The sequence below is a fragment of the Myxococcales bacterium genome (genome assembly GCA_012517325.1).
Taxonomy (GTDB): domain Bacteria; phylum Lernaellota; class Lernaellaia; order Lernaellales; family Lernaellaceae; genus JAAYVF01.
Window position 1 is genome coordinate 105053 of sequence record JAAYVF010000025.1, and the last position, 18381, is coordinate 123433.

The 18381-nt window shown below is 62.5% G+C and carries 16 protein-coding genes; 11 read left to right on the forward strand and 5 right to left on the reverse strand.

Going from position 1 to position 18381, the window contains the following annotated elements; genetic code table 11:
• Positions 1-39 precede the first annotated feature (39 nt).
• On the forward strand, positions 40-1299 hold the full coding sequence (locus tag GX444_05260; GenBank protein NLH47997.1) for a hypothetical protein: 1260 nt from the start codon (positions 40-42) through the stop codon (positions 1297-1299).
• A 130-nt stretch (positions 1300-1429) separates the two neighbouring features.
• Here GX444_05260 and GX444_05265 read toward each other — a convergent pair whose 3' ends face one another.
• Positions 1430-2797, reverse strand: a complete 1368-nt coding sequence (locus GX444_05265) for an NAD(P)/FAD-dependent oxidoreductase (GenBank protein NLH47998.1) — start codon at positions 2795-2797, stop codon at positions 1430-1432.
• Positions 2798-2991: 194 nt separating this feature from the next.
• On the opposite strand from GX444_05265, the gene GX444_05270 reads away from it, so the two are divergent.
• From GX444_05270 to GX444_05285, 4 genes are all read left to right on the forward strand, one after another.
• Positions 2992-4536, forward strand: a complete 1545-nt coding sequence (locus GX444_05270; GenBank protein NLH47999.1) for a glycoside hydrolase family 5 protein — start codon at positions 2992-2994, stop codon at positions 4534-4536.
• Between the two features lie 85 nt (positions 4537-4621).
• The gene (locus GX444_05275) at positions 4622-4846 is read left to right on the forward strand and encodes a type II toxin-antitoxin system Phd/YefM family antitoxin (GenBank protein NLH48000.1); all 225 of its coding nucleotides are present in this window, start codon (positions 4622-4624) and stop codon (positions 4844-4846) included.
• On the forward strand, positions 4834-5217 hold the full coding sequence (locus GX444_05280) for a type II toxin-antitoxin system VapC family toxin (GenBank protein ID NLH48001.1): 384 nt from the start codon (positions 4834-4836) through the stop codon (positions 5215-5217). The genes GX444_05275 and GX444_05280 overlap by 13 nt, the downstream gene beginning before the upstream one ends.
• Positions 5218-5346: 129 nt before the next feature.
• Positions 5347-6981 (forward strand): sodium:proton exchanger, encoded by a 1635-nt coding sequence (locus GX444_05285; protein ID NLH48002.1) that lies wholly within the window; start codon positions 5347-5349, stop codon positions 6979-6981.
• A 13-nt stretch (positions 6982-6994) separates the two neighbouring features.
• On the opposite strand, the gene corA is transcribed toward GX444_05285, so the two are convergent.
• A complete protein-coding gene (gene corA / locus GX444_05290; protein ID NLH48003.1) occupies positions 6995-8176 on the reverse strand; it encodes a magnesium/cobalt transporter CorA in 1182 nt (393 codons plus the stop codon).
• A 172-nt stretch (positions 8177-8348) separates the two neighbouring features.
• Between corA and GX444_05295 the strand changes: the two genes are divergently transcribed.
• Both GX444_05295 and GX444_05300 read left to right on the forward strand, forming a co-directional pair.
• Positions 8349-9563 (forward strand): aminotransferase class V-fold PLP-dependent enzyme, encoded by a 1215-nt coding sequence (locus GX444_05295; GenBank protein NLH48004.1) that lies wholly within the window; start codon positions 8349-8351, stop codon positions 9561-9563.
• Positions 9564-9624: 61 nt separating this feature from the next.
• Positions 9625-11199 carry a hypothetical protein gene (locus GX444_05300; protein NLH48005.1) on the forward strand — a complete coding sequence of 525 codons (1575 nt, stop codon included), beginning with the start codon at positions 9625-9627 and terminating at the stop codon, positions 11197-11199.
• Positions 11200-11209: 10 nt separating this feature from the next.
• On the opposite strand, the gene GX444_05305 is transcribed toward GX444_05300, so the two are convergent.
• Both GX444_05305 and GX444_05310 read right to left on the reverse strand, forming a co-directional pair.
• On the reverse strand, positions 11210-12607 hold the full coding sequence (locus GX444_05305) for a radical SAM protein (GenBank protein NLH48006.1): 1398 nt from the start codon (positions 12605-12607) through the stop codon (positions 11210-11212).
• 2 nt (positions 12608-12609) lie between these two features.
• Positions 12610-13905 (reverse strand): radical SAM protein, encoded by a 1296-nt coding sequence (locus tag GX444_05310; GenBank protein ID NLH48007.1) that lies wholly within the window; start codon positions 13903-13905, stop codon positions 12610-12612.
• A 146-nt stretch (positions 13906-14051) separates the two neighbouring features.
• Between GX444_05310 and GX444_05315 the strand changes: the two genes are divergently transcribed.
• From GX444_05315 to GX444_05330, 4 genes are all read left to right on the forward strand, one after another.
• Complete coding sequence (locus GX444_05315) at positions 14052-15431, forward strand: B12-binding domain-containing radical SAM protein (protein NLH48008.1); 1380 nt, start codon at positions 14052-14054, stop codon at positions 15429-15431.
• Positions 15432-15433: 2 nt separating this feature from the next.
• Positions 15434-16222: a glycosyltransferase gene (locus GX444_05320; protein NLH48009.1), complete on the forward strand. Its 789-nt coding sequence runs from the start codon at positions 15434-15436 to the stop codon at positions 16220-16222.
• A gap of 354 nt (positions 16223-16576) precedes the next feature.
• Positions 16577-17644 carry a hypothetical protein gene (locus GX444_05325; GenBank protein NLH48010.1) on the forward strand — a complete coding sequence of 356 codons (1068 nt, stop codon included), beginning with the start codon at positions 16577-16579 and terminating at the stop codon, positions 17642-17644.
• An 11-nt stretch (positions 17645-17655) separates the two neighbouring features.
• On the forward strand, positions 17656-17961 hold the full coding sequence (locus tag GX444_05330; protein ID NLH48011.1) for a hypothetical protein: 306 nt from the start codon (positions 17656-17658) through the stop codon (positions 17959-17961).
• A 10-nt stretch (positions 17962-17971) separates the two neighbouring features.
• Here the strand turns inward: GX444_05330 and GX444_05335 are convergent, their stop codons facing one another.
• Positions 17972-18346, reverse strand: coding sequence for a response regulator (locus GX444_05335; GenBank protein ID NLH48012.1), 375 nt, complete (start codon positions 18344-18346; stop codon positions 17972-17974).
• Between the last annotated feature and the right edge of the window lie 35 nt (positions 18347-18381).

Consider the following 18381-nt stretch of genomic DNA (forward strand, 5'->3'; position numbering starts at 1 on the left):
GGCGGCTCGCGGCGCGGGCCGCTTTGGGAGGGCAGCGCGATGAAGGCGCGTCAGGCAGGATGGCTGATTCTCTTTTTTCTGCTTTCGATGCTTCTGCTTACCGGCTGCGGCGGCTCGTCCGGGAACGACGCGAGCGACAACGTTTCGGACGACGATGACGACGACAATGACGATAACGACAATGACGATAACGACAACGATAACGATAACGAAAATGACGACGACAACGATGACAATAACGACGACGATGATGACGACACGACACTGCCGCCGTTGGATTTCCCCGCCTTTGTGAACGATGGACATCTTTACGGTGTCGCTTGTTACATTAACTCATTTTTAATGAAAACCAATGGCTGGGAATCCATCGAAGCCCCGACAGCGTTTAATGACTGTAAAATGGTCGATTCGACGAGCGCGGTCTTTTCCCTTGCGGCTGTCGGCAACAGTCAGGTTTATCTATATTTTGACAGCGAATGGATGGATTTGAACTTTGCAGGACAGTTAGTCGAATATGCGATGCATCCGTTTGTTTTTTTCGATCGTGAAAACGGCTTTGCCGCTCATTATCGTTATACCTCGGGGATCTGGCAAAACTTCCCCGAGCTCGCGCGCGCGGATCCAATTGCGCCGAACGACGCGTTGCATACCGACAACGACCTTAGTTGTCTGTATCATTGGGACGGCTCGACCAGTCAGCAAATAACCTGCTTGACGGACCATCCGATCAACCAAGGTGTACCGCCAGAGGATATGCTGACGCTGCTGGCAATAAAGTATTTAGCCCTGGATGACATATGGATTGCGATGAACAATCAATTGTTATGGGCGCCGGTCTACTTCTCTCACTGGAACGGCACCGAATGGGACCAGACAATAGAAGTATTCAAATCGGCGGCGAACCTGGAGGAAATATATTTTCACTGGGAATTCCTTTCCGAAAGTGACGGTTGGGCGCTCACCAATGCTTCGGACGGGGAATGCGGCGAATATGCAGTGCTGATGAAATATCACGAAGGGGATTGGGAACAGATTGTCAAAGAGCAACCGACCGCCCATTACCTTGAGCCAGCTTGTAAACCAACTTTAGCGGAAGATATGTGTAATATTTTTAGCGTAGCGGCTGAGGAGGAAGTATGGATGCGTTGCGAGCGTCATTGGCGAAACTATCATGAGGATGTACCGTCGGAGCATCGGGATCCGTATTTTCTTCAATTTCGGGAAGGATACTTCAATTTTTGGAGTATGCATCCTTTCGAAAACGGGATTGTCGCAATGGATGTTAAAGCCAATCCATGACCTGCTCCCGATTTTTGTACCAGTCATGCTGATGGGGGGATAATCATTTTCCTTTGATCGGCATCAAGTTAGATTATAGAAAGACACAATCAGCAAGGCGGAGAAGAATAGTCCTTTCAGCCTCTTTTTTTTAAGGCAGCAGCCGGTCGGCCAGTTTTTTCCAGTCGGCGAAGGAACGCTCGTTCCATTCGCGGGGGAAATCGAGCCAGTGGCGGTGGACCAGCAGGGTCTTCGGGCCGCTGGCGAGGAAGCGCAGGCCGGTGAGCGGCGCCTTGCGCATGCCCCACAGCCTTTGCGGCAACGTCGCCGGGCTGATCGACAGCGGCTCGGCGGTCAGGGTGTGGGCCATGTCTTCCGGCTGCATGATGCCGTAGCGCATCAGCGGCTCGATGTCGCGCTCCGGGTCGAAGGTTTGCAGAAAGCGGCGGTTGGCGTCGTAAGTGGCCAGCACCGCGCCGCGCCCGCGTTGATAGGCAGCCAGCCACGGCCAGAGATTTGCGGTCGTGGCGGCACCGCCGTCGCGCAGGATTTCGGCGGCGTGCCGGGCCAGCGAGTGCCCGGCCAGCATGCCCGAGGCGATGCCGCTGGCATGCGACGGAATGACCATGCTGGCCGCTTCGCCGATCGCCGCGAACCCGTCGGCCACCAGCCGCGCGCCGGCGCGATGAATGCGGATCGGGTTGCCGCCGCGAAACACCTCGTCGGTCAGGAACCCCAACCGGTCCGCCAGTTGATCCAATACCTCGTCGTTGCTCGGCGGCGTGTACGGTTCCTGAATGCCGCTGAGCAGAAACGCGACCCCGCGTTCGACCGAAACGAAATAGCCCAGCGTACTGTAGGCGCCCTGCGTGCCGATCTGGTGGTGCGAATAGCCGTCGAAGAACCGGCCCTGCGCCGCCGCGGCCGCCGCGCGCTCGCGATCGAGGCGATACAGGCGGCTTTGCGCCAGCACGTGATCCTCCGGCCGGTCGACGAAATCCAGGCCCAGCCGTTCGGGCAGGCGGGAGAGCAGCGCCGCCGCGTGGCCGGTCGCGTCCACCACCAGCCGGGCGCGGATTTCGCGTTCGCGGCCGCGCCGATCGCGCAAGACGACACCGGCGACGCGGTCGCCCTCGACCAGCGGCGCGGCCGTCTGTTCGAACAACATTTCCACGCCGGCGGCCTTCGCATAACCGAGAAAGCGCCGCAGGACGCGGCGGAGTTGAAAGGAATGCAGCGGATGCCCCATGACCACCAGCGCTGGAAAACCAGCCGGGGTCAGCAGGTAGGAGCCTTTTTGCACGAAAATGAGTTCGTCGTCGCTCGGCGCGGGCACGTCGCAACGGGCGAACACGCCGCACTCAACCTCGACCAGACAGGTATGGCCGGTGTCGACCTCCGCCCTGGCCTCGATTAACAGAACGCGCAGGCCGGCCCGGGCGGCGGACAGGGCACCGATCACGCCGGCGGGTCCGGCGCCGGCGATCAACACGTCGTAAGGAGCGGGAACGCGAGCCATGGCACCTCCGAAGGAACGCGTGGAGCGGATTAAATAACACGATGCGTCAAAAAGGGGTAGGCCATTCGCCGGCCCGGTGGTCAAGGGTTCTTCCCGCGCCGGCGCCAGCCGACATTTCTTCTTTATCGTCTCCCTCTTCCGTGTAAAATGAAAAACCGCCGGCGCCGGATGGCCGCCGGCGAGGAGAAGCGATCATGCGCGAAAGAAAAATATTGTCGGTGCTGTTGCCGGTCCTGCTTTTTACTTTCGGCTTCTGCCTGCTGGCCTGCGACGACACGGCCGATTCCGCAGCCGATTCGAAACCGATTTCGGACGACGACGACAATGATGACAATGATAACAACGACAACGACGACAACGACGACAACGATAACGATGACAACGACGACACCACGCCGCTGCCGCCGCCGACCGTCAAAACGCTGAGCTGGATCACCGTGAAGGACAGGCGGCTGGTCGACGAGTACGGCCGGCACTGGCTGCCGAACGGTATCAACGCCCGCGTCGCGGGCTTGTTCGACGGCAACGATTATTGGAGCCAGGCGGTCGCCGAATACACCGATTGGGACGCGGCGGCGATGGTCCGCGACGGTTACAGTCTCTTTCGCCTGCCGATCAACTGGAGCGGCATCGAGCCGATCGAGGGCGAAATCGACGAGGCGTATCTGCAAAAAATCGACCAGGTGGTGGCCTGGGCGGGCGACGCCGGCCTGTACGTGCTGATCGACTTTCACCAGGACAAATACTCGAAGTACATCGGCGATGACGGCGCACCGCTGTGGGCGCACTACCCGCCCTACGTGCCGGGCGACGACAAGGTCGATATCTCGTGGCGGCTGGCGCTGGCGGTGTTCGCGTTTTTCACCGATTACCAGAACCTGCAGGAACGTTGGCTGCCCGCGTGGCAGGTGGTCGTCGCCCGCTACGCCGCGCTGCCGCAGGTGATCGGCTTCGAGCCCTACAACGAGCCGGAATCGATTTTGCCCGACTGGCTCTACGAATTTTATTACAAGGCGGCCAGCGGCCTGCGCGCTATCGACACCCGGCACACGCTCTGGCTGGAACCCGATGTGTTGCGCAACAACCTGCTGTGGGCGCCGCTGCGCCGCGAACCGTTTCCCGACGACAACCTCGTCTACGAACCGCACCTGTACCCGAATTTCATCGGCATGAATTACGAAACCGTCGACGAATGGCTCGAAGCCATCACCCCGACCTACGACCGGGCGCTCACCGAAGCCGCGTCGTGGGGCAATGCCGCGACGGTCGTCGGCGAGTGGGGCACGCATCCGGGCGACGCGTACGCGCCGGCGTATTTCGCCGCGACGCGGCGGTTGGCTGACGAGCGCGGCATCGGCCTGGCGTTCTGGGTCTGGAAGGAAAAAAGCAGCGGCAACTGGGGCCTGTTCGATTACGATCCGGACACCGACACCTGGACCCAACGCACCGGCCCGGGCATGGACGAGCTGCTGCGGCCGACGATCCTGGCCGTGCCGGGTCGCCTGATCGCCCAGACCTGGGACGCGGAAACCGGCGAACTGACCGTCGAGTTCGCGGCCGCCGGCGGGGAGGGCCCGCCGCTCGTCTACTTGCCGGAAGGCGTTTTCCCGGACGGCTTCACCGCCGATTTAAACGGCGAAAGCCTTTCCCTGACGGTCGATGACGAAACCCGCCGCGCCCTGGTACCCTGGGATGGCCAGGCGGGGGAATTCACCCTGACGATCCGAGCGACGGACTGAGCCGGTCGAGACGCCGGCGGTTGACACGGTTTGGTTGGGGTGCTATACGTACGTACGGAATGTACGTACGTAAAGGAAAAATGCCGTGACGATCTCGGCGACCGAATTGCGAGCCAATCTGTACCGGTTGTTGGACCGCGTCGTTCAAACGGGCGAACCGATCGAAATCAACCGGGGTGGGAAGATCATTCGCCTCGTTTTGGAAAAGCCGGCGGATAAAATGAACCGGTTGGAACCGCGGACCGGCTACCTGCAGTGCGACCCGGATGAACTCGTGCATCTGGATTGGTCCGATCAATGGAAACCCTGATCCATCTCGATACGCATGTCGTGGCCTGGCTTTATAGCGGTGACCGGGCGAGGCTGCGGCCGGTCTGGCGAACGCTCGGCAAGTCGGAATTGGCGATCTCGCCGGCCGTGCTGCTGGAACTGCAATATCTCTATGAAATCGGCCGGGTCGCCGCGCCGGCGGAAACGGTCCGCCAGGATCTGGTCGAACGAATTGGGCTTTGTCTGGCCGCTACCGCTTTTCCGCAAGTCGTCGGGGAAGCGCTGCGGCAGTCATGGACCCGCGATCCGTTTGATCGTCTCATCGTCGCCCAGGCGATCGTTGAAAAACGCCGCCTGCTGACCGCCGACGAGAACATCCAAAAGCACTGTCACGCGGCATATTGGCGATAGTTCCGCCTGGCGAGCAAACCCTGGATTTTAAACCCGCACCGGATTGATTATCGCCTAGCGAACGGTTTAATTGAAGGAAAGCCATCGTTTGATCGATCGGTTAGGGCGATCGGCGGGAAAGGCCTGTTCATGGATTTGTGGGTCATTCTGTCGGAAATGCTGCTCTTGCTCGGCGCGGCCTTCGTATTGGGGGCGGCGGCCGAGCGCCTGCGGCAAAGCGCAATCATCGGTTACCTGCTGGCCGGTTCGCTGCTCGGACCGTTTCTGTTCAATACCGAAGCGGTGTCGGGCATCGCCGAACTGGGCGTGTCGCTGCTGCTGTTTTCGCTCGGCCTCGAGTTTTCGCTGCGGCGCCTGCGCAGCCTGGGGCCGGTGGCGTTCGGCGGCGGCGCGGTGCAGGTGGTGGGCACGTTGGCGGTATTCGCGGGCGTAGCGGCGCTGTTTCGTTCGGGACCGGAAGCGCTGGTGATCGGCGCCATGGCGGCCTTGAGTTCGACGGCCGTGGTGCTGCGGGTCATCGCCGACCGTGGCGAAACCGATTCGGTGCGCGGCCGCAACGCCCTGGGCATCTTGCTGCTTCAGGACATGGCGGTCGTGCCGCTGGTGTTGTTGGTCACCATGCTGGGCACGAGCGGCGGCGAAGCCGGCGTGATCCGGCAACTCGGGCAGGCCGTCGCGGCGGCGGTCGTCCTGGCGGTGGTTTTTTACCTGTTGTTCTATCACCTGGTGCCGCGACTGCTGTTCGCCGGCGAGATGCAGCGGACCCGCGAACTGGTGATTCTGCTGACGATCCTGGCGGCGCTCGGTTCGGCCTGGGGCGCGCACGCCCTGGGGCTCTCGCCGGCGCTCGGCGCTTTCATCGCCGGCATGTTGCTGGGCGAATCGCCTTTCGCCTCGCAGATGAACGCCGATATCGGCACCCTCAAAACCCTGTGCGTCACGCTGTTTTTCGCCTCCATCGGCATGCTCGCCAAACCCGCGTTTTTGTTCTGGCATCTGCCGTTGGTGCTCGCCGTCGTGGCGATCGTGCTCGCGCTCAAAACGCTGGCCGCCTACGGGGCGCTGCGCCTCTTCCGCCAAAGCCGCCTGATTTCGCTGGCCACCGCGATCTCGCTGGCGCAGATCGGCGAATTCTCGTTCGTCCTGGCGACCACGGCGCAGCGCGAGGGAATCCTGCAGGGCGAGCTGTTCGATCTGCTGGTGGCCGTGACGATCGTCACCCTGTTCATCACCCCCTACCTCGTGGCGTACGCCCGACCGCTGGCCGAACGGCTGCTGCGCCGCCGGGCGAACGCCGGCGAGACGGAAGCGGCGGCGGATCCCGACGTGGCGCGGGTGTTGATCGTCGGTTTCGGTCCCGCGGGCCAGAGCGTCGCCGCGGCTTTGCGAAAGCACGAGATCCGTCCGGCGATCGTCGATCAGAATCCGCGCACGGTGCTGGTGGCCCGCGAGCAGGGTCTGCCGGCGTTTCTCGGCGACGCCGGCCACGGCGACGTGTTGTTGCACGCGGGGGTGCGGCGCGCCGAGATCGTCGCGGTGACTGTGCCCAATCCGCAAACGTCGCGCCAGATCATCGAATCGGTGCGCGCCCTGGCCGGCCCGAAAAAGGTCGTGGCGCGCGCCCGGTATCACGTTCTGCGCTGGGAGCCGGAAATCGCCGGCGCGACGGTCGTGGTCGACGAGGAAGAGCAAGTCGGCCTGAAGCTGGCCGAGGAAGTCGAACGGCTTTTACCGGAAATGGAACCGCGCTCGCCGGAGGATTGACCCGCCGCGGCGGTTAGCCGGTACGGCGGCGCGGCGCCGGCGGCAGCGGCGTTTTGCGGGCGATTTTCCGCTTCGGTTTCCGGGGCGTTCCCAACCAGCCCTTGGTTTTGAAGTAATAAAGCATGCCGACGGCCACGGCGATCATGATCGCCATGGCGAACGGATAGCCGAAAAACCAATTAAGCTCCGGCATGTTCAGCGGCGAAACCGCGGTATTGAAATTCATGCCGTAAATGCCGGCGACGAACGACAACGGGATGAAGATCGTCGCGATCATCGTCAGCACCTTCATCACTTCGTTCATCTGGTGGCTGAGCGAGAAGAAATACAGGTCCATCAGACTCTGCGCGATGTCGCGGTAGGTATCGGTGAGTTCGACGATTTTCAGCGTGTGATCCTGGCAGTCGCGCAGGTGGTCTTGCGTTTCGGGCGTGATCAGTTCGTCTTTTTCCCGCAGCAGGGAGCGGATGGCCTCGTCCAGCGGGCGGACGGCCCGGCGCAGGGTGAGCAATTCCAGCTTGCGCCGGTGGATCTGGGTGTAAAAACCGACGCGCGCCTTGTCCAGCAGCTTGCCCTCGAGCCGTTGCAGCCGCTCGCCGTAGCCGTCGAGCACCGGGAAGTAGAAGTCGATGACCGTATCCAGCAGGCAGTAAGCCAGGAAATCAGGGCCGGATTTACGCGCCTTGCCGCGGCCGGCCCGCAACCGGTCGCGCACTTCGGCGGCGTGGGGCGAGGACCGTTCCTCGAAGGTCAGCAGAAAGTCGGCGCCGATGAAAAAGCTGAGCTGATGCGTTTCAACCCGGTGGGCGCTGGACAGCGCACGCGCGACGATGAATCGCCCCGTGTCGTATTCCTCGGCCTTGATCCGCTGCGCGGTGTGCAGCACGTCCTCGACCACGAGGTGGTGCAGATGGAACAGGTCGCCCAGTTGCTGGACCACGCGCAGGTTGTAGAGGCCGGTGACGTGAACCCAGGTCACCGGGTATTTCCCCAGGTAGTTGCCGATCAGCGCCGGATCGACGATCAGTTTTTCGACGAATTCGTCGGGGCCGTACGCGACCAGATGGATGGAAGTCGATAACGGGCTGCCGCGCATCGGCGGCGGCGGCGCGGGTTCGGAGTCCTCCTCGAACAATTCGGCTTCGGAGTCGAGATGTTCGAGATCGAGTTCATTCGGATTGGGTGGTTCGGTCATGTCGTTCACCCTCATTTTCCGACTGGGAATGGTTGAAGGTGTACTATGAAAGAACGGCCGGAAACAAGAAAAAAGGCCGCGGTGGATGAAAAAACCGGCTTTTTCGGCCGGGGCGGCTGTCGCGGCGCGGCGTTTTGCCTAAAATAGGCGCCGCAAACGGAGAAAACACGCGATGAACCGACTAGCGAATTCGGCCGGCGAACCGGCCCGTCATTGGTTGCTCGATCCGGAAGTTTTGTTTCTCAACCACGGTTCGTTCGGCGCCTGCCCGGCGGCGGTGCTGGACAGACAGCAGGAATTGCGCCGGTTGATGGAGCGCGAACCGCTGGTGTTTCTCGATCGCGAATACTACGGGCGGCTCGACGAAGCGCGCACGGCCCTGGCGGCCTTCGTCGGGGCGTCGCCCGCGAACCTGGCCTTCGTGCCCAACGCCACCGCCGGCGTCAACGCGGTGGTGCGCTCGTTGCGTTTTCGCCCCGGCGACGAACTGCTGGTGACCGACCAGGCCTACAACGCCTGCAAAAACGCCCTGCACTACGTCGCCCGGCGCGACGGCGCGACGGTCGTCGTGGCGCCGTTGCCGTTTCCGGTCGCCGGGCCCGCCGTCGTGCGCGACGCCGTGCTGGCGAAGGTGACCGGCCGCACCCGCCTGGCGCTGATCGATCACATCACCAGCCCGACCGCGATCATCCTGCCGGTGGCCGAACTGGTCGCCGAACTCGGCCGGCGCGGCGTCGATACGCTGGTCGACGGCGCTCACGCCCCCGGCATGGTGCCGCTGGCGCTCGAGGCGCTGGGCGCGGCCTATTACACCGGCAATTGTCACAAATGGCTCTGCGCGCCGAAGGGCGCGGCCTTTTTGCACGTCCGCGCCGACCGCCAACAAGACCTGCACCCGCTGACCATCAGCCACGGCTACAACGCGCCGGTCGGCGACGGCGAGCGTTTCCAGGTCGAATTCGCCTGGACCGGCACCTTCGACCCGACGCCCTATCTGTGCGTGCCCGAGGCGATCCGCTTCCTGGAACGCCTCGCGCCCGGCGGCTGGCCCGAAATCATGGAGCGCAATCATCGTCTGGCGGTGGCCGGCCGGCGGATTCTCACGGCGGCCCTGGGGATTCCCGCGCCCTGCCCCGAGGAGATGCTCGGCTCGATGGCCGCTTTGCCGTTGCCCGACAGCCCCGAGGAAATCAGCCCGGACTTCCGGCGCGTGCCGCCCTTGCAGGAAAAACTGTTCGCGCGCTACGGCATCGAGATTCCGATCATTCCGTGGCCGGCGCCGCCCCGCCGCCTGATCCGGCTTTCGGCGCAGCTCTACAATACCGAGGAGCAGTATCACCGGCTGGCCGCGGCGGTCGGCGAGTTGCTGTCCGCGGAAGCGCGTTGATTTGACTTTCCGTCGGCGCCGGCCGGATACTCGACCGGATTCGAAAGAAAGGGACCGCGAAATGGCGCCGGATCGAGGGCCGAGTGAAAAGCCGGCCGGAAAAAGCGACCGTCCGACCCTCGTGCTCGCCGGGTGGGTGACGCTGTTTCTGCTGCTGACGCTGGTCGGGGCGTGGCGCGTTTTGCCCACGCCGTTCTCGGGGCCGCATTCGGGCGTCTCGGCCCATTTTTGCGTCATGGCGCGGACCTTCGCCCACGACGGCCTCGCGGCGCGCGGTTTCGTGCCGCTCCAGAACAATCCGCCCTATGGCCGCGAGTTGGATCTCTCGACGCACTGGCCGCCGTTGTTCACGATTTTGTTGAGCCTGTTGTTTCAGGTGTTCGGCGCGACCGAACTGACGGCGCGCGGCTTCATGCTGCTGATTCTGCTGGGCAACGCGACGCTGATTTTTTTGTTGTTGCGCCGAGTCGACGGGACGCCGGCGGGCTTGCTCGGCGTACTGGCGTTTCTGGCCCAGCCGATCGTGATGATGTTCGGCCTGCTGGTGATCCACCTGCACCTGGCGATTTTTTTCACGCTGGCCGCCGGCTATTGCCTGCTGAACGTCGAGCGCGACGGTCGCCGGTGGGGCTTCGCGGCGGTCGGGCTGGCCTATCTGGCGGTCTGGACTTCCTGGGAGCCGCTGCTGTTTTTCTTTTGCCTGTGGCTCGCCGGTTGGTGGTTTCAGGGCAAGTCGCTGCGCCGCTGGGGGCTGGCTTGCTGCGCGGCCGCGCTGCTGGCGATCGCCTCGGTGTTCGCGTTGTATTTCGTCCAATATCCCGACCGTTTTCTCGAACTGACGCACGTCGTGCGCTTCCGCCTCGGCCTGCAGAGCAATTACGCGCCCGGGTGGGCCGACACGCAGCCGGCGACCGCCGCGGTGCTGTTCCGCTATTGGAAGTACCTGCTGCTGCTCGAGCCCTTGAGCCTGTTGGCGCTGGGCACGCTGATCGTCCTGGGCCTGCGGGCGCGGCGCGCCCTGGAGGGCAACCCGACGGCGATTCTGCTCGGCGGCTGGTTCGGGTTGTGGGCGGTTTGGTTCGGGCTGTTGCGCGGCCACGGCTATTTTCACGAGTACCAGCTCATCATCGCGCTGCCCGTTTTGTCGTTGGGCGCGGGCCTGGTCTTCGCCGCGCTGATGCGTCTGGCGCGGACCCGCTTCGCCGGCGAAACGGTGGGCGTGGTGGTGCCGCTGGTGGTGGCGCTGGTCGTGCCGTTTCTGCTGAGCCGCGAACTGGCGGTCGACACCGTCGTCAAGCTGCGCGTACCCGAAGCGGTCGATCCGCTGGTCACGCACGGGCGGCACATCCGCGCCGCGACGCCGGCCGACGCCGTGGTGCTCTCGCCCTACGGCAACATGTTGGTCGCCTTTTACGCGCAGCGGCACCAGATCCGCGACGTCAAGGACGATGACGCGCTGGACCGCGTCCTGGAGCGCGCGGACGCCTTGTTCGCCTCGACCGCGCCGGTCTATCTCGCGCTGCTGCCGTCGGATCTGCCGAAGTTTTCGCGCGCCCTGAGCCGCTATACCGTGGCGGCGATGGACCACGAACTGCTGTTGCTCGCGGTGCGCGACCGCCCGCCCCCCGCCATTTGAATTTCGTCGGTCAGCCGAGAATCGAAGCCGCGCGGCGCAGGATGATTTTCACCTGGCTGAACGACCGGATTTCGCCGAGCAGGCCGCGGATGATGCGCGGGCGCAGGTAGAAGCGCAGGTTGGCGCGGCGGATGCGCCGCTTCCAGTCGCGCAATTCCAGGCTGGGATGGGCGAAGGGAAATTCGTGGATGTACAGCCGATCGGTCGACAGATCGGCCAGCGCCCCTTTTTCGCGCAGTTCCTCGAAAACGCGGGTGCCGGGTAGGGGCAGGAAATTGAAAAAATTGGCCCGATCGATCGGCAGTTCCAGCGACAACCGCACCGTCGCCTCGATGTCGGCCGTCGTTTCGCCCGGATAGCCGACGATGAAAAAGCCGGTCAGGCGGATGCGGCTGTTTTCGCGGATCATCCGGGTTTGGCGGCGGATCGTGTCGGTATCCAGGTGCTTGTTCATCAGTCCGAGCACCCGGTCGCTGCCCGATTCGATCCCCAACGCCATCGAGTAACAGCCCGCGCTCTCCAGCAGGCGCACCAGCTCCGGCGTCATGGTGTCCAGCCGCACCCCGGAAGTCAGATTCAGCCAGTACCGCCGTCCCGCCGCTTGCAGGGAGTCGCACAGTTCGCGCAAGTAGTCGCCGTGCACGACCATCGCGCTGTCCTGGAGGTGAAATTCGCGGAAGCCGTAGCGGTCGGCCAGGTAATGCATTTCGGCGACGACTTGCGCCGCCGGCCGTCGCCGCACCCGCCGGCCGAACAGCCGTTCCGAGGCGCAGAAACGGCAGGCATGCGGACAGCCGCGACCGGTGATGATCGGCGCCACCCGGTCCTCGCGGGAAAAAATGCCGTTGGGCTGCAGGGGGTAGCGCTCCGGCCGCAACAGATCCCAGGCGGGCATCGCCGGCAGTTCCGCCGGATCGGGAAACCGGCGGGGATTGAGGCGGATCGTTTCGCCGTCGCGCCAGACGAGGTTTTCCAGCGTCGCGGCGGCGAACAGCGCCGGATCGTCCAGCAGCGCCGCGGCCAGGCGGGGCAAGGCGGCTTCGCCCTCCCCCAGGATGCCGGCGGTCAGTTCCGGAATCGCCGCCATCGTTTCGGCCGGCAAGGCGGTGAAATGCGGCCCGCCCATGATCAGCGGTCGCGCCGGCCGGTCGGCTTTCAGCGCGCGGGCGATCGCCGCGGCCGCGGTGAATTCGCAGGAATAGGCCGTCAGGCCGACGAGATCGTAGGGCCGGGCGGTTTCGGCGACCGCCTCGGGCGACAGATCGGCCAGGGCGACGTCGAGAATGGCCGGTTCAAAACCGGCGTCGCGCAAGGAGGCGGCCAGATAACCCAACCCCAGGTGCGGCTGCAGGATATACGGGGATTTTCCTGCCTTGCGCGGCGCGATCAGGAGAATCGTGGCGCCCATCGTCAGCCCGCCCCCTGGCATCCGGCGGCCGAAATCGCCGTCGCCTCGCGATCACGTTCCAGGGCGTTGTAAACGCAGGAAGGCCCCAGACCGTCGGCGGTGATGTAAAACTTGTTGCAATGCAGGGCATCGGCGAAATCGAAAACGTCGGGATCGCGGAAGTGTTCGATCACCATCGTCAGCAGGTGCGGGTTGTACGGCATGTCGTCGAGGTTGCCGACGTGGCGAAGCATGGCGCCCAGCGCCCGGCGATGTCGCCAGGCGAGCGGCAGCGCCCGCGGCGAAAGCAGCCGGTTCAGCGGCATGAAATCGCGCTCGGCCAGCGCCAGCGCCATCGGATAGAAACAGGTTTTCGGCTGGTAGTCGGCGTTTTTGGTCGTTTGCCACAAGCGTTTGGAAATATTCATGAAGGCCAGGAAATCGTCGGGCGTCAGGCGGCCGCCGCTCCAACGGGCCAGTTCCCGCATGACGGCAAAGGCGGTCGTGGCGGCCAAGCCGGCGTTTTCCGGTTCGCGACCCAAGCGGGAAGCGGGCAGAAACGACACTTGCTGAATGCGCGGCGTGCGGATCGCCAGATCCATCACCGGACCGATCTGATCCTCGTTGACGCCGGACAGCACCATGCAGGCCAGCAGGATCTTCATCTCGTTTTGCACGAGATTTTCGAGCGCCCGTTGTTTTTCGTCCAACAAATCCAGGCCGCGCAGCCGGCGGTAGGCCTCGCGCGAAAAACCGTCGAATTGCAGAAAGACCCATTCCAGGCCGGCGGCCTTCAATTCGCGGACGTAGGCGGCGTCGCCCAGGCGCAGGCCGTTGGACACCAGCTTCAGCCGATAACCGCGCTCGCGCAGCAGGCGGACGATCGCGGGCAGATCCTCGCGCAAGGTCGGCTCGCCGCCCTGCAGAAACACCACAGGCAGCTTGCCGGAAGTCGACCGCGCCAGCGTGTCGAACCAGGCGGTCAGGGTCGGCAGATCGGGTTCCGGGATGAGGGTGTCGTTGGCGGAGGCGAAACAATGCGGGCAGTGCAGATTGCAACGGCCCGTGACGTCGAGCAGGACGCCGCGCAGCGGCGGCAGTTTTTCGCCGTGCCGGTAAAAGCGCCGGCGCGAAGATCCGTCGTGCGGGCCGACGATTTTCAAGACGCGGTCGAAAAAGCCGGCGTCCTCCGGATAAGGCGCTTCGCGGGAACCGCAGGCCGCGCAGGTCGAGCGAAAAAACAGTTGGCCGTCACGTTGGAAAATCGCGGCGTCGACGGTGGCGCCGCATTGCCGGCAAGTGGTTGTAGTCCGTCGCAATTCCGCCTGGTTCGGTGTCGCTGTTGTTTTGTCCGAAGCTGTCATATTGTTACCCGTTTTTCCCGCCCGGCCACACTGGGTCGGTGGAAATGAATCAACTATTGTACAATAATAGTTTACCGAAGAGCAGGGAGGACGGCTGATTAATGGATCGCGTTTTGCTGGTGCGTTCGCCGGCCGGCCGCTTGTACAAAACAGCCGGTCCGGACCCGGGATTGGGTTATCTGAAAACCGCCCTGGTCCGGCAAGGCGCGCTGACGCTGGTCTATGACGCCTGGCAGCTCCCGCGATTCGTGCCCGATTTCTCCCGCGTGGTGCGCGACTTCGTGCCCGATGTAGTCGGTTTCAAAATGTGCACCGCCGACCTTCCCGAAGTGACCCGCCTGGTGGATCGGACGGCGGCCAACGCGCCGGACGCGGCGATTATCGTCGGCGGCCCGTATCCGACAGGGATGCGCGAGAATCTGTTTCAAGCGCTGCCGCCCGAGGTTGCCGCCGGTTTCGCGGGCGAGGCCGAGCGGGCTTTGCCGGCCTGGCTGCGCGCCCGTCGTGGCGACGGCGATCCGGCGGCGGTGCCCGGTCTGATCGTTCGGGAAAACGGCGGCGTCACGGTGCGACCGCAGGATTTCCCCGCGGACCTGGATGCGCTGGATTATCCGGATTACGCCGACATGCCATTGTCCCGTTATCCGGTCGATTACGAGGGCCACCCGTACTTGCCGGTGGTGACGACTCGCGGCTGTCCTTACGGCTGCGCCTACTGCTCGGCCGGCCTGATCAACGGTCGCCGGCTTCGGCGGCGCTCGGCGGAGCACATCGCGGAAGAGGTTTACCGCTACCGCCGGGACTTCGGCGCCGAACATTTCGACATCGCCGACGACAATTTCACGCACGTCAAGGAACACGTGCTGGCGGTTTGCGAAGCCTTGCAGCGGCGCGTTCCCGGAATGAAATGGCGTTGCCCCAACGGCATCCGGCTCGATACGTTGGACGAGGATATCCTGCGGGCGATGGAAGGAGCCGGCTGCGAGGAAGTTTATGTCGGAATTGAAACCGGCTCGGAGCGCGTGGCCGCCGCGATGAACCGCGGCGTCACCCCGGCGGTGCTGCGGGAGAAAGTGGAACTCCTGCGCCGGGTGACGAAATTCCGCGTTTTCGGATTTTTTCTGATCGGCTTCCCGACCGAGGAAGAAGCGGATCTGCGCGCCACGCTGCGGCTCGCGCTCGGCCTGCCGCTCGATCTGGCGTCGTTTTTCTATTTTACGCCGCATCCGGGCACGCGCATTTTTCAGGAACTGGTCGGCGCCGGCGCGATTCCCCCCGTCGGCGATCACGGTTTTTACGAGCGGCTCGGCCGCTTGCCGCGCCGGGTTTCCGAGCGGCGATTGCGCTGGTGGCAAAAATACGCCTACGCGCGCTTCTACCTGCGGCCCCGGCAGTTGCGGCTTTTGTGGCAGCGGATGAAACAACCCGCGCAGGCGAGGCGACTGTTGCGCCGGATCCTCAACGTCTGGTTGGAACGCTGACCATGACGGCGACTACCTACTTCGTCATCCCGATATACAACGAAGCCGGCAACATCGGCCGGGTGGTTTCCGATATCGCGACGCGATTTCCGGCCGGCGACTGGCGGGTCGTGGTCGTGGACGACGGCAGCCAGGACGAATCGGCGGCCATTCTGGCCGGTTTGTCGACGCGATTCGGCGACCAGGTGGTCGTCGTCACCCACGAAATCAATCGCGGCGTTCCCGCGGCTTTGTCCTCGGGATTCGGCCGCGCGGCGCAAATGGCCGGCGACGGCGATTACCTGCTTTGCATCGAGGGCGACGGCACGAGTAATCCGGCGCTCTATGAACCGATTCGCGCCGGTCTGGCCGCCGGCAACGAAATCGTGATCGCTTCGCGCTATATCCCCGGCGGCGGCTGGGTCGGATTTCCCTGGCATCGCCGACTGATCAGCCGGGTGGGGAATTGGGGCCTGCACCGCTTGTTTCCCTATCCGCACGTCACCGATTTTTCCATTTTTTATCGCGGTTACCGAATGAGTTTGGTGAATAAGGTGCTGGCCAGATGGGGCGCTCGGGCTTTTTCCGGCCGATTTTTTTCGGCGAATACCGGTTTTCTGTTTTGCTGTTTGTTCGAACGGCCGCCAGTGGCGGAAGTGGCTCATTTCTACGTCTACAACTTGAAGCGCAGCATGACGAAGTTTCGCTTGCGACAGGCGTTGTACGGTTATTTGCCGTTAATCGCCCGGATTTCTCCTTGGCGGTTGCGCCAAATTTGTCTGGCTGAACGAGCAGTGAAATTTAAAAATTGAAAGAAACACGATCTCAACAAATTCGTAAAACTATTGAAAAACAGAGTGTTCGTGTCAAAAAAATGAGTCATTATTGAGAAATAATATCGTTAATGAAGAGGTCTTGTGTTCATTTTGTGATGGTTTTTCAGTTGAAAGAATTTTTCTTTTCTACTCTATCCGACGCTAAACGGGCGACAATTTGGAAAAAATCGACCGGAAAAGACATTTCCCGTAACAAGTGAAAGGTTTAATGATATTGAGAATGGCATTCGAATTGCAAAATCCGAGGACGATTAATTGTCTTATGGTTTGATTTGCAGCCGGGTTTTTTCGTCGAACTTTCAATGGAACGACAATGACAAGGAGGCCTTGATGAATCGCCCTGCGGTTATCGGCGCTTTTTTACTGTTGAGTTGGTTGTTTTTCGGCACGGCGGCCTTCGCCGCCGAAACCTTTGTCGTCTATCAGCCGCAGGTCGAGGGATTTGACGCCTCCACGGCCAATGTGGTGGGCCAGTTGCTGGCGACCGAAATGGAAAGGCAGGACGGCGCGAAAGCGGCTTATGTCGCGGGCGACACCGCTTGCGGCGACGAAGCCTGCGCCAAGGCCGCCCTCGCGCAGAACGTCGCGGATGTCGCGGTGGTCGGCAAGCTGCTCAAACTGGGCAACAAGGCGATCTTCATCGTGACCGTGGTGCGCAAGAATGGCACCACTCCGATGCGCCTGACCGCCGATGACGTGGGCGAACTCGACCGGTTGATGCCGCGCCTCGCGCACGCCATCTATACCGGCCAGAGCTTCGAGGAAGCGCAAACCGTCACCACCGTTTCCGAGGCCGAACGGCAAACCTACAAGCGGGTCACGGGTGACTTCAGTTGGGGCCCCGGCATCCAGACCATCGTTCCGGTCGCCGAATCCTACGCCGGCGGCAACGATATCCTGCTGGGTTTCGTTTTGCCGTTCCGGTATGAGATCGCCAACTGGGGTTTCGAATTCCGGACCGGTATTTACTTCGACGATCAATCCAGCGAGTACAATCACGTCAGCGAGTTCCCGCTGGATTTCTCCGGTATGTATTATTTCTCGCAGGGTGTCGGCTCGCCGTTCGCCGGCCTCACGGTGGGCATTCATTACCTGAATGTCATCGACAAGGTGACCGATGACGAGCAAAAGAAAAACGACCGGGAAATCTGGGAAGGCAAGGCCAAGGCGACGGCCACCGGCAACAGCGATTACCTCGTCGACAAGCTGGAGGACAAGGAATGGAATCGCTGGGCCCCTTCGCTGGCGGTCTTCGGCGGTTACGAATTCCTGCGGACCCATACCTTCCACGTGGATGCGCGGCTGGGCTACCAGTACGACATCATCGGCCTGGACGGCAAAGGCGCGCACGGGCCGTTCCTCGCCGTTCATTTCACCTTCGGTCACGAAGGCAAATAGGGGAGGTCCAGATGAATACGTTATCCCGGCACTGGATGTTCTGGGCCGTCGCGACGCTCTTTTGCCTGTCTTGCGGTTTGATCTTCGCCGCCTGCGACATCGATGACGACAGCTACAACCCGTTCGGGTCCTGCGCGCATTTCTGCGAGCGGTTGGCCGAATGTTCGCCGGATACCTTTTCGCACTACTACGGCGATGTCGACGAATGCGCCAGCGATTGCGAGGACATCGACGGCAGCGACACGATGCAATGCATGATCGCCTGCGCGGACGAAGCGGACTGCATTAAAGTGATGACCTGCGTGAAGGGGTGCTAGGGCTGAGAACCTACTTCAGCTTGGCCTTGAGCACCGACAACAGCATTTTCGAATCGATCGGCTTCTGGAACACGCCGGAGAGGTTCAGCTCGGTGAAGTCGATGTTCTGGCTGACCTGATCGCCCACCGAACTGAGCAGGTACACCGGCGCCTGGTTGTCGAGCAGCTTGAGCTCGCGGGCGAGAGTCACTCCCGCATCCACCTCTTCCATCATCAAATCCACGATCAGCAAATCGGGATGGGTTTGCTTGTATTCTTTGAGCCCGTCCTCGGCGCTGCCGGCTTCGACCATGAGGTAGCCGTTGGCTTCCAGGATCGTGCGCAGAATATCGAGTAGATCCGGATCGTCGTCGACGCAAAGGATGACGTATTTACCGTCCCGCATGCTGCCTCCTGTCCCGGCCGATCCGCCACGCGAAA

What these genes read in the sequence shown, in the direction of transcription:
- GX444_05260 (NLH47997.1), top strand. Translation starts at nt 40, where the DNA reads ATGAAGGCGCGTCAGGCAGGATGGCTGATTCTCTTTTTTCTGCTTTCG.
- GX444_05265 (NLH47998.1), bottom strand. Translation starts at nt 2,797, where the DNA reads ATGGCTCGCGTTCCCGCTCCTTACGACGTGTTGATCGCCGGCGCCGGA.
- GX444_05270 (NLH47999.1), top strand. Translation starts at nt 2,992, where the DNA reads ATGCGCGAAAGAAAAATATTGTCGGTGCTGTTGCCGGTCCTGCTTTTT.
- GX444_05280 (NLH48001.1), top strand. Translation starts at nt 4,834, where the DNA reads ATGGAAACCCTGATCCATCTCGATACGCATGTCGTGGCCTGGCTTTAT.
- GX444_05285 (NLH48002.1), top strand. Translation starts at nt 5,347, where the DNA reads ATGGATTTGTGGGTCATTCTGTCGGAAATGCTGCTCTTGCTCGGCGCG.
- corA (NLH48003.1), bottom strand. Translation starts at nt 8,176, where the DNA reads ATGACCGAACCACCCAATCCGAATGAACTCGATCTCGAACATCTCGAC.
- GX444_05295 (NLH48004.1), top strand. Translation starts at nt 8,349, where the DNA reads ATGAACCGACTAGCGAATTCGGCCGGCGAACCGGCCCGTCATTGGTTG.
- GX444_05300 (NLH48005.1), top strand. Translation starts at nt 9,625, where the DNA reads ATGGCGCCGGATCGAGGGCCGAGTGAAAAGCCGGCCGGAAAAAGCGAC.
- GX444_05305 (NLH48006.1), bottom strand. Translation starts at nt 12,607, where the DNA reads ATGGGCGCCACGATTCTCCTGATCGCGCCGCGCAAGGCAGGAAAATCC.
- GX444_05315 (NLH48008.1), top strand. Translation starts at nt 14,052, where the DNA reads ATGGATCGCGTTTTGCTGGTGCGTTCGCCGGCCGGCCGCTTGTACAAA.
- GX444_05320 (NLH48009.1), top strand. Translation starts at nt 15,434, where the DNA reads ATGACGGCGACTACCTACTTCGTCATCCCGATATACAACGAAGCCGGC.
- GX444_05325 (NLH48010.1), top strand. Translation starts at nt 16,577, where the DNA reads ATGAATCGCCCTGCGGTTATCGGCGCTTTTTTACTGTTGAGTTGGTTG.
- GX444_05330 (NLH48011.1), top strand. Translation starts at nt 17,656, where the DNA reads ATGAATACGTTATCCCGGCACTGGATGTTCTGGGCCGTCGCGACGCTC.
- GX444_05335 (NLH48012.1), bottom strand. Translation starts at nt 18,346, where the DNA reads ATGCGGGACGGTAAATACGTCATCCTTTGCGTCGACGACGATCCGGAT.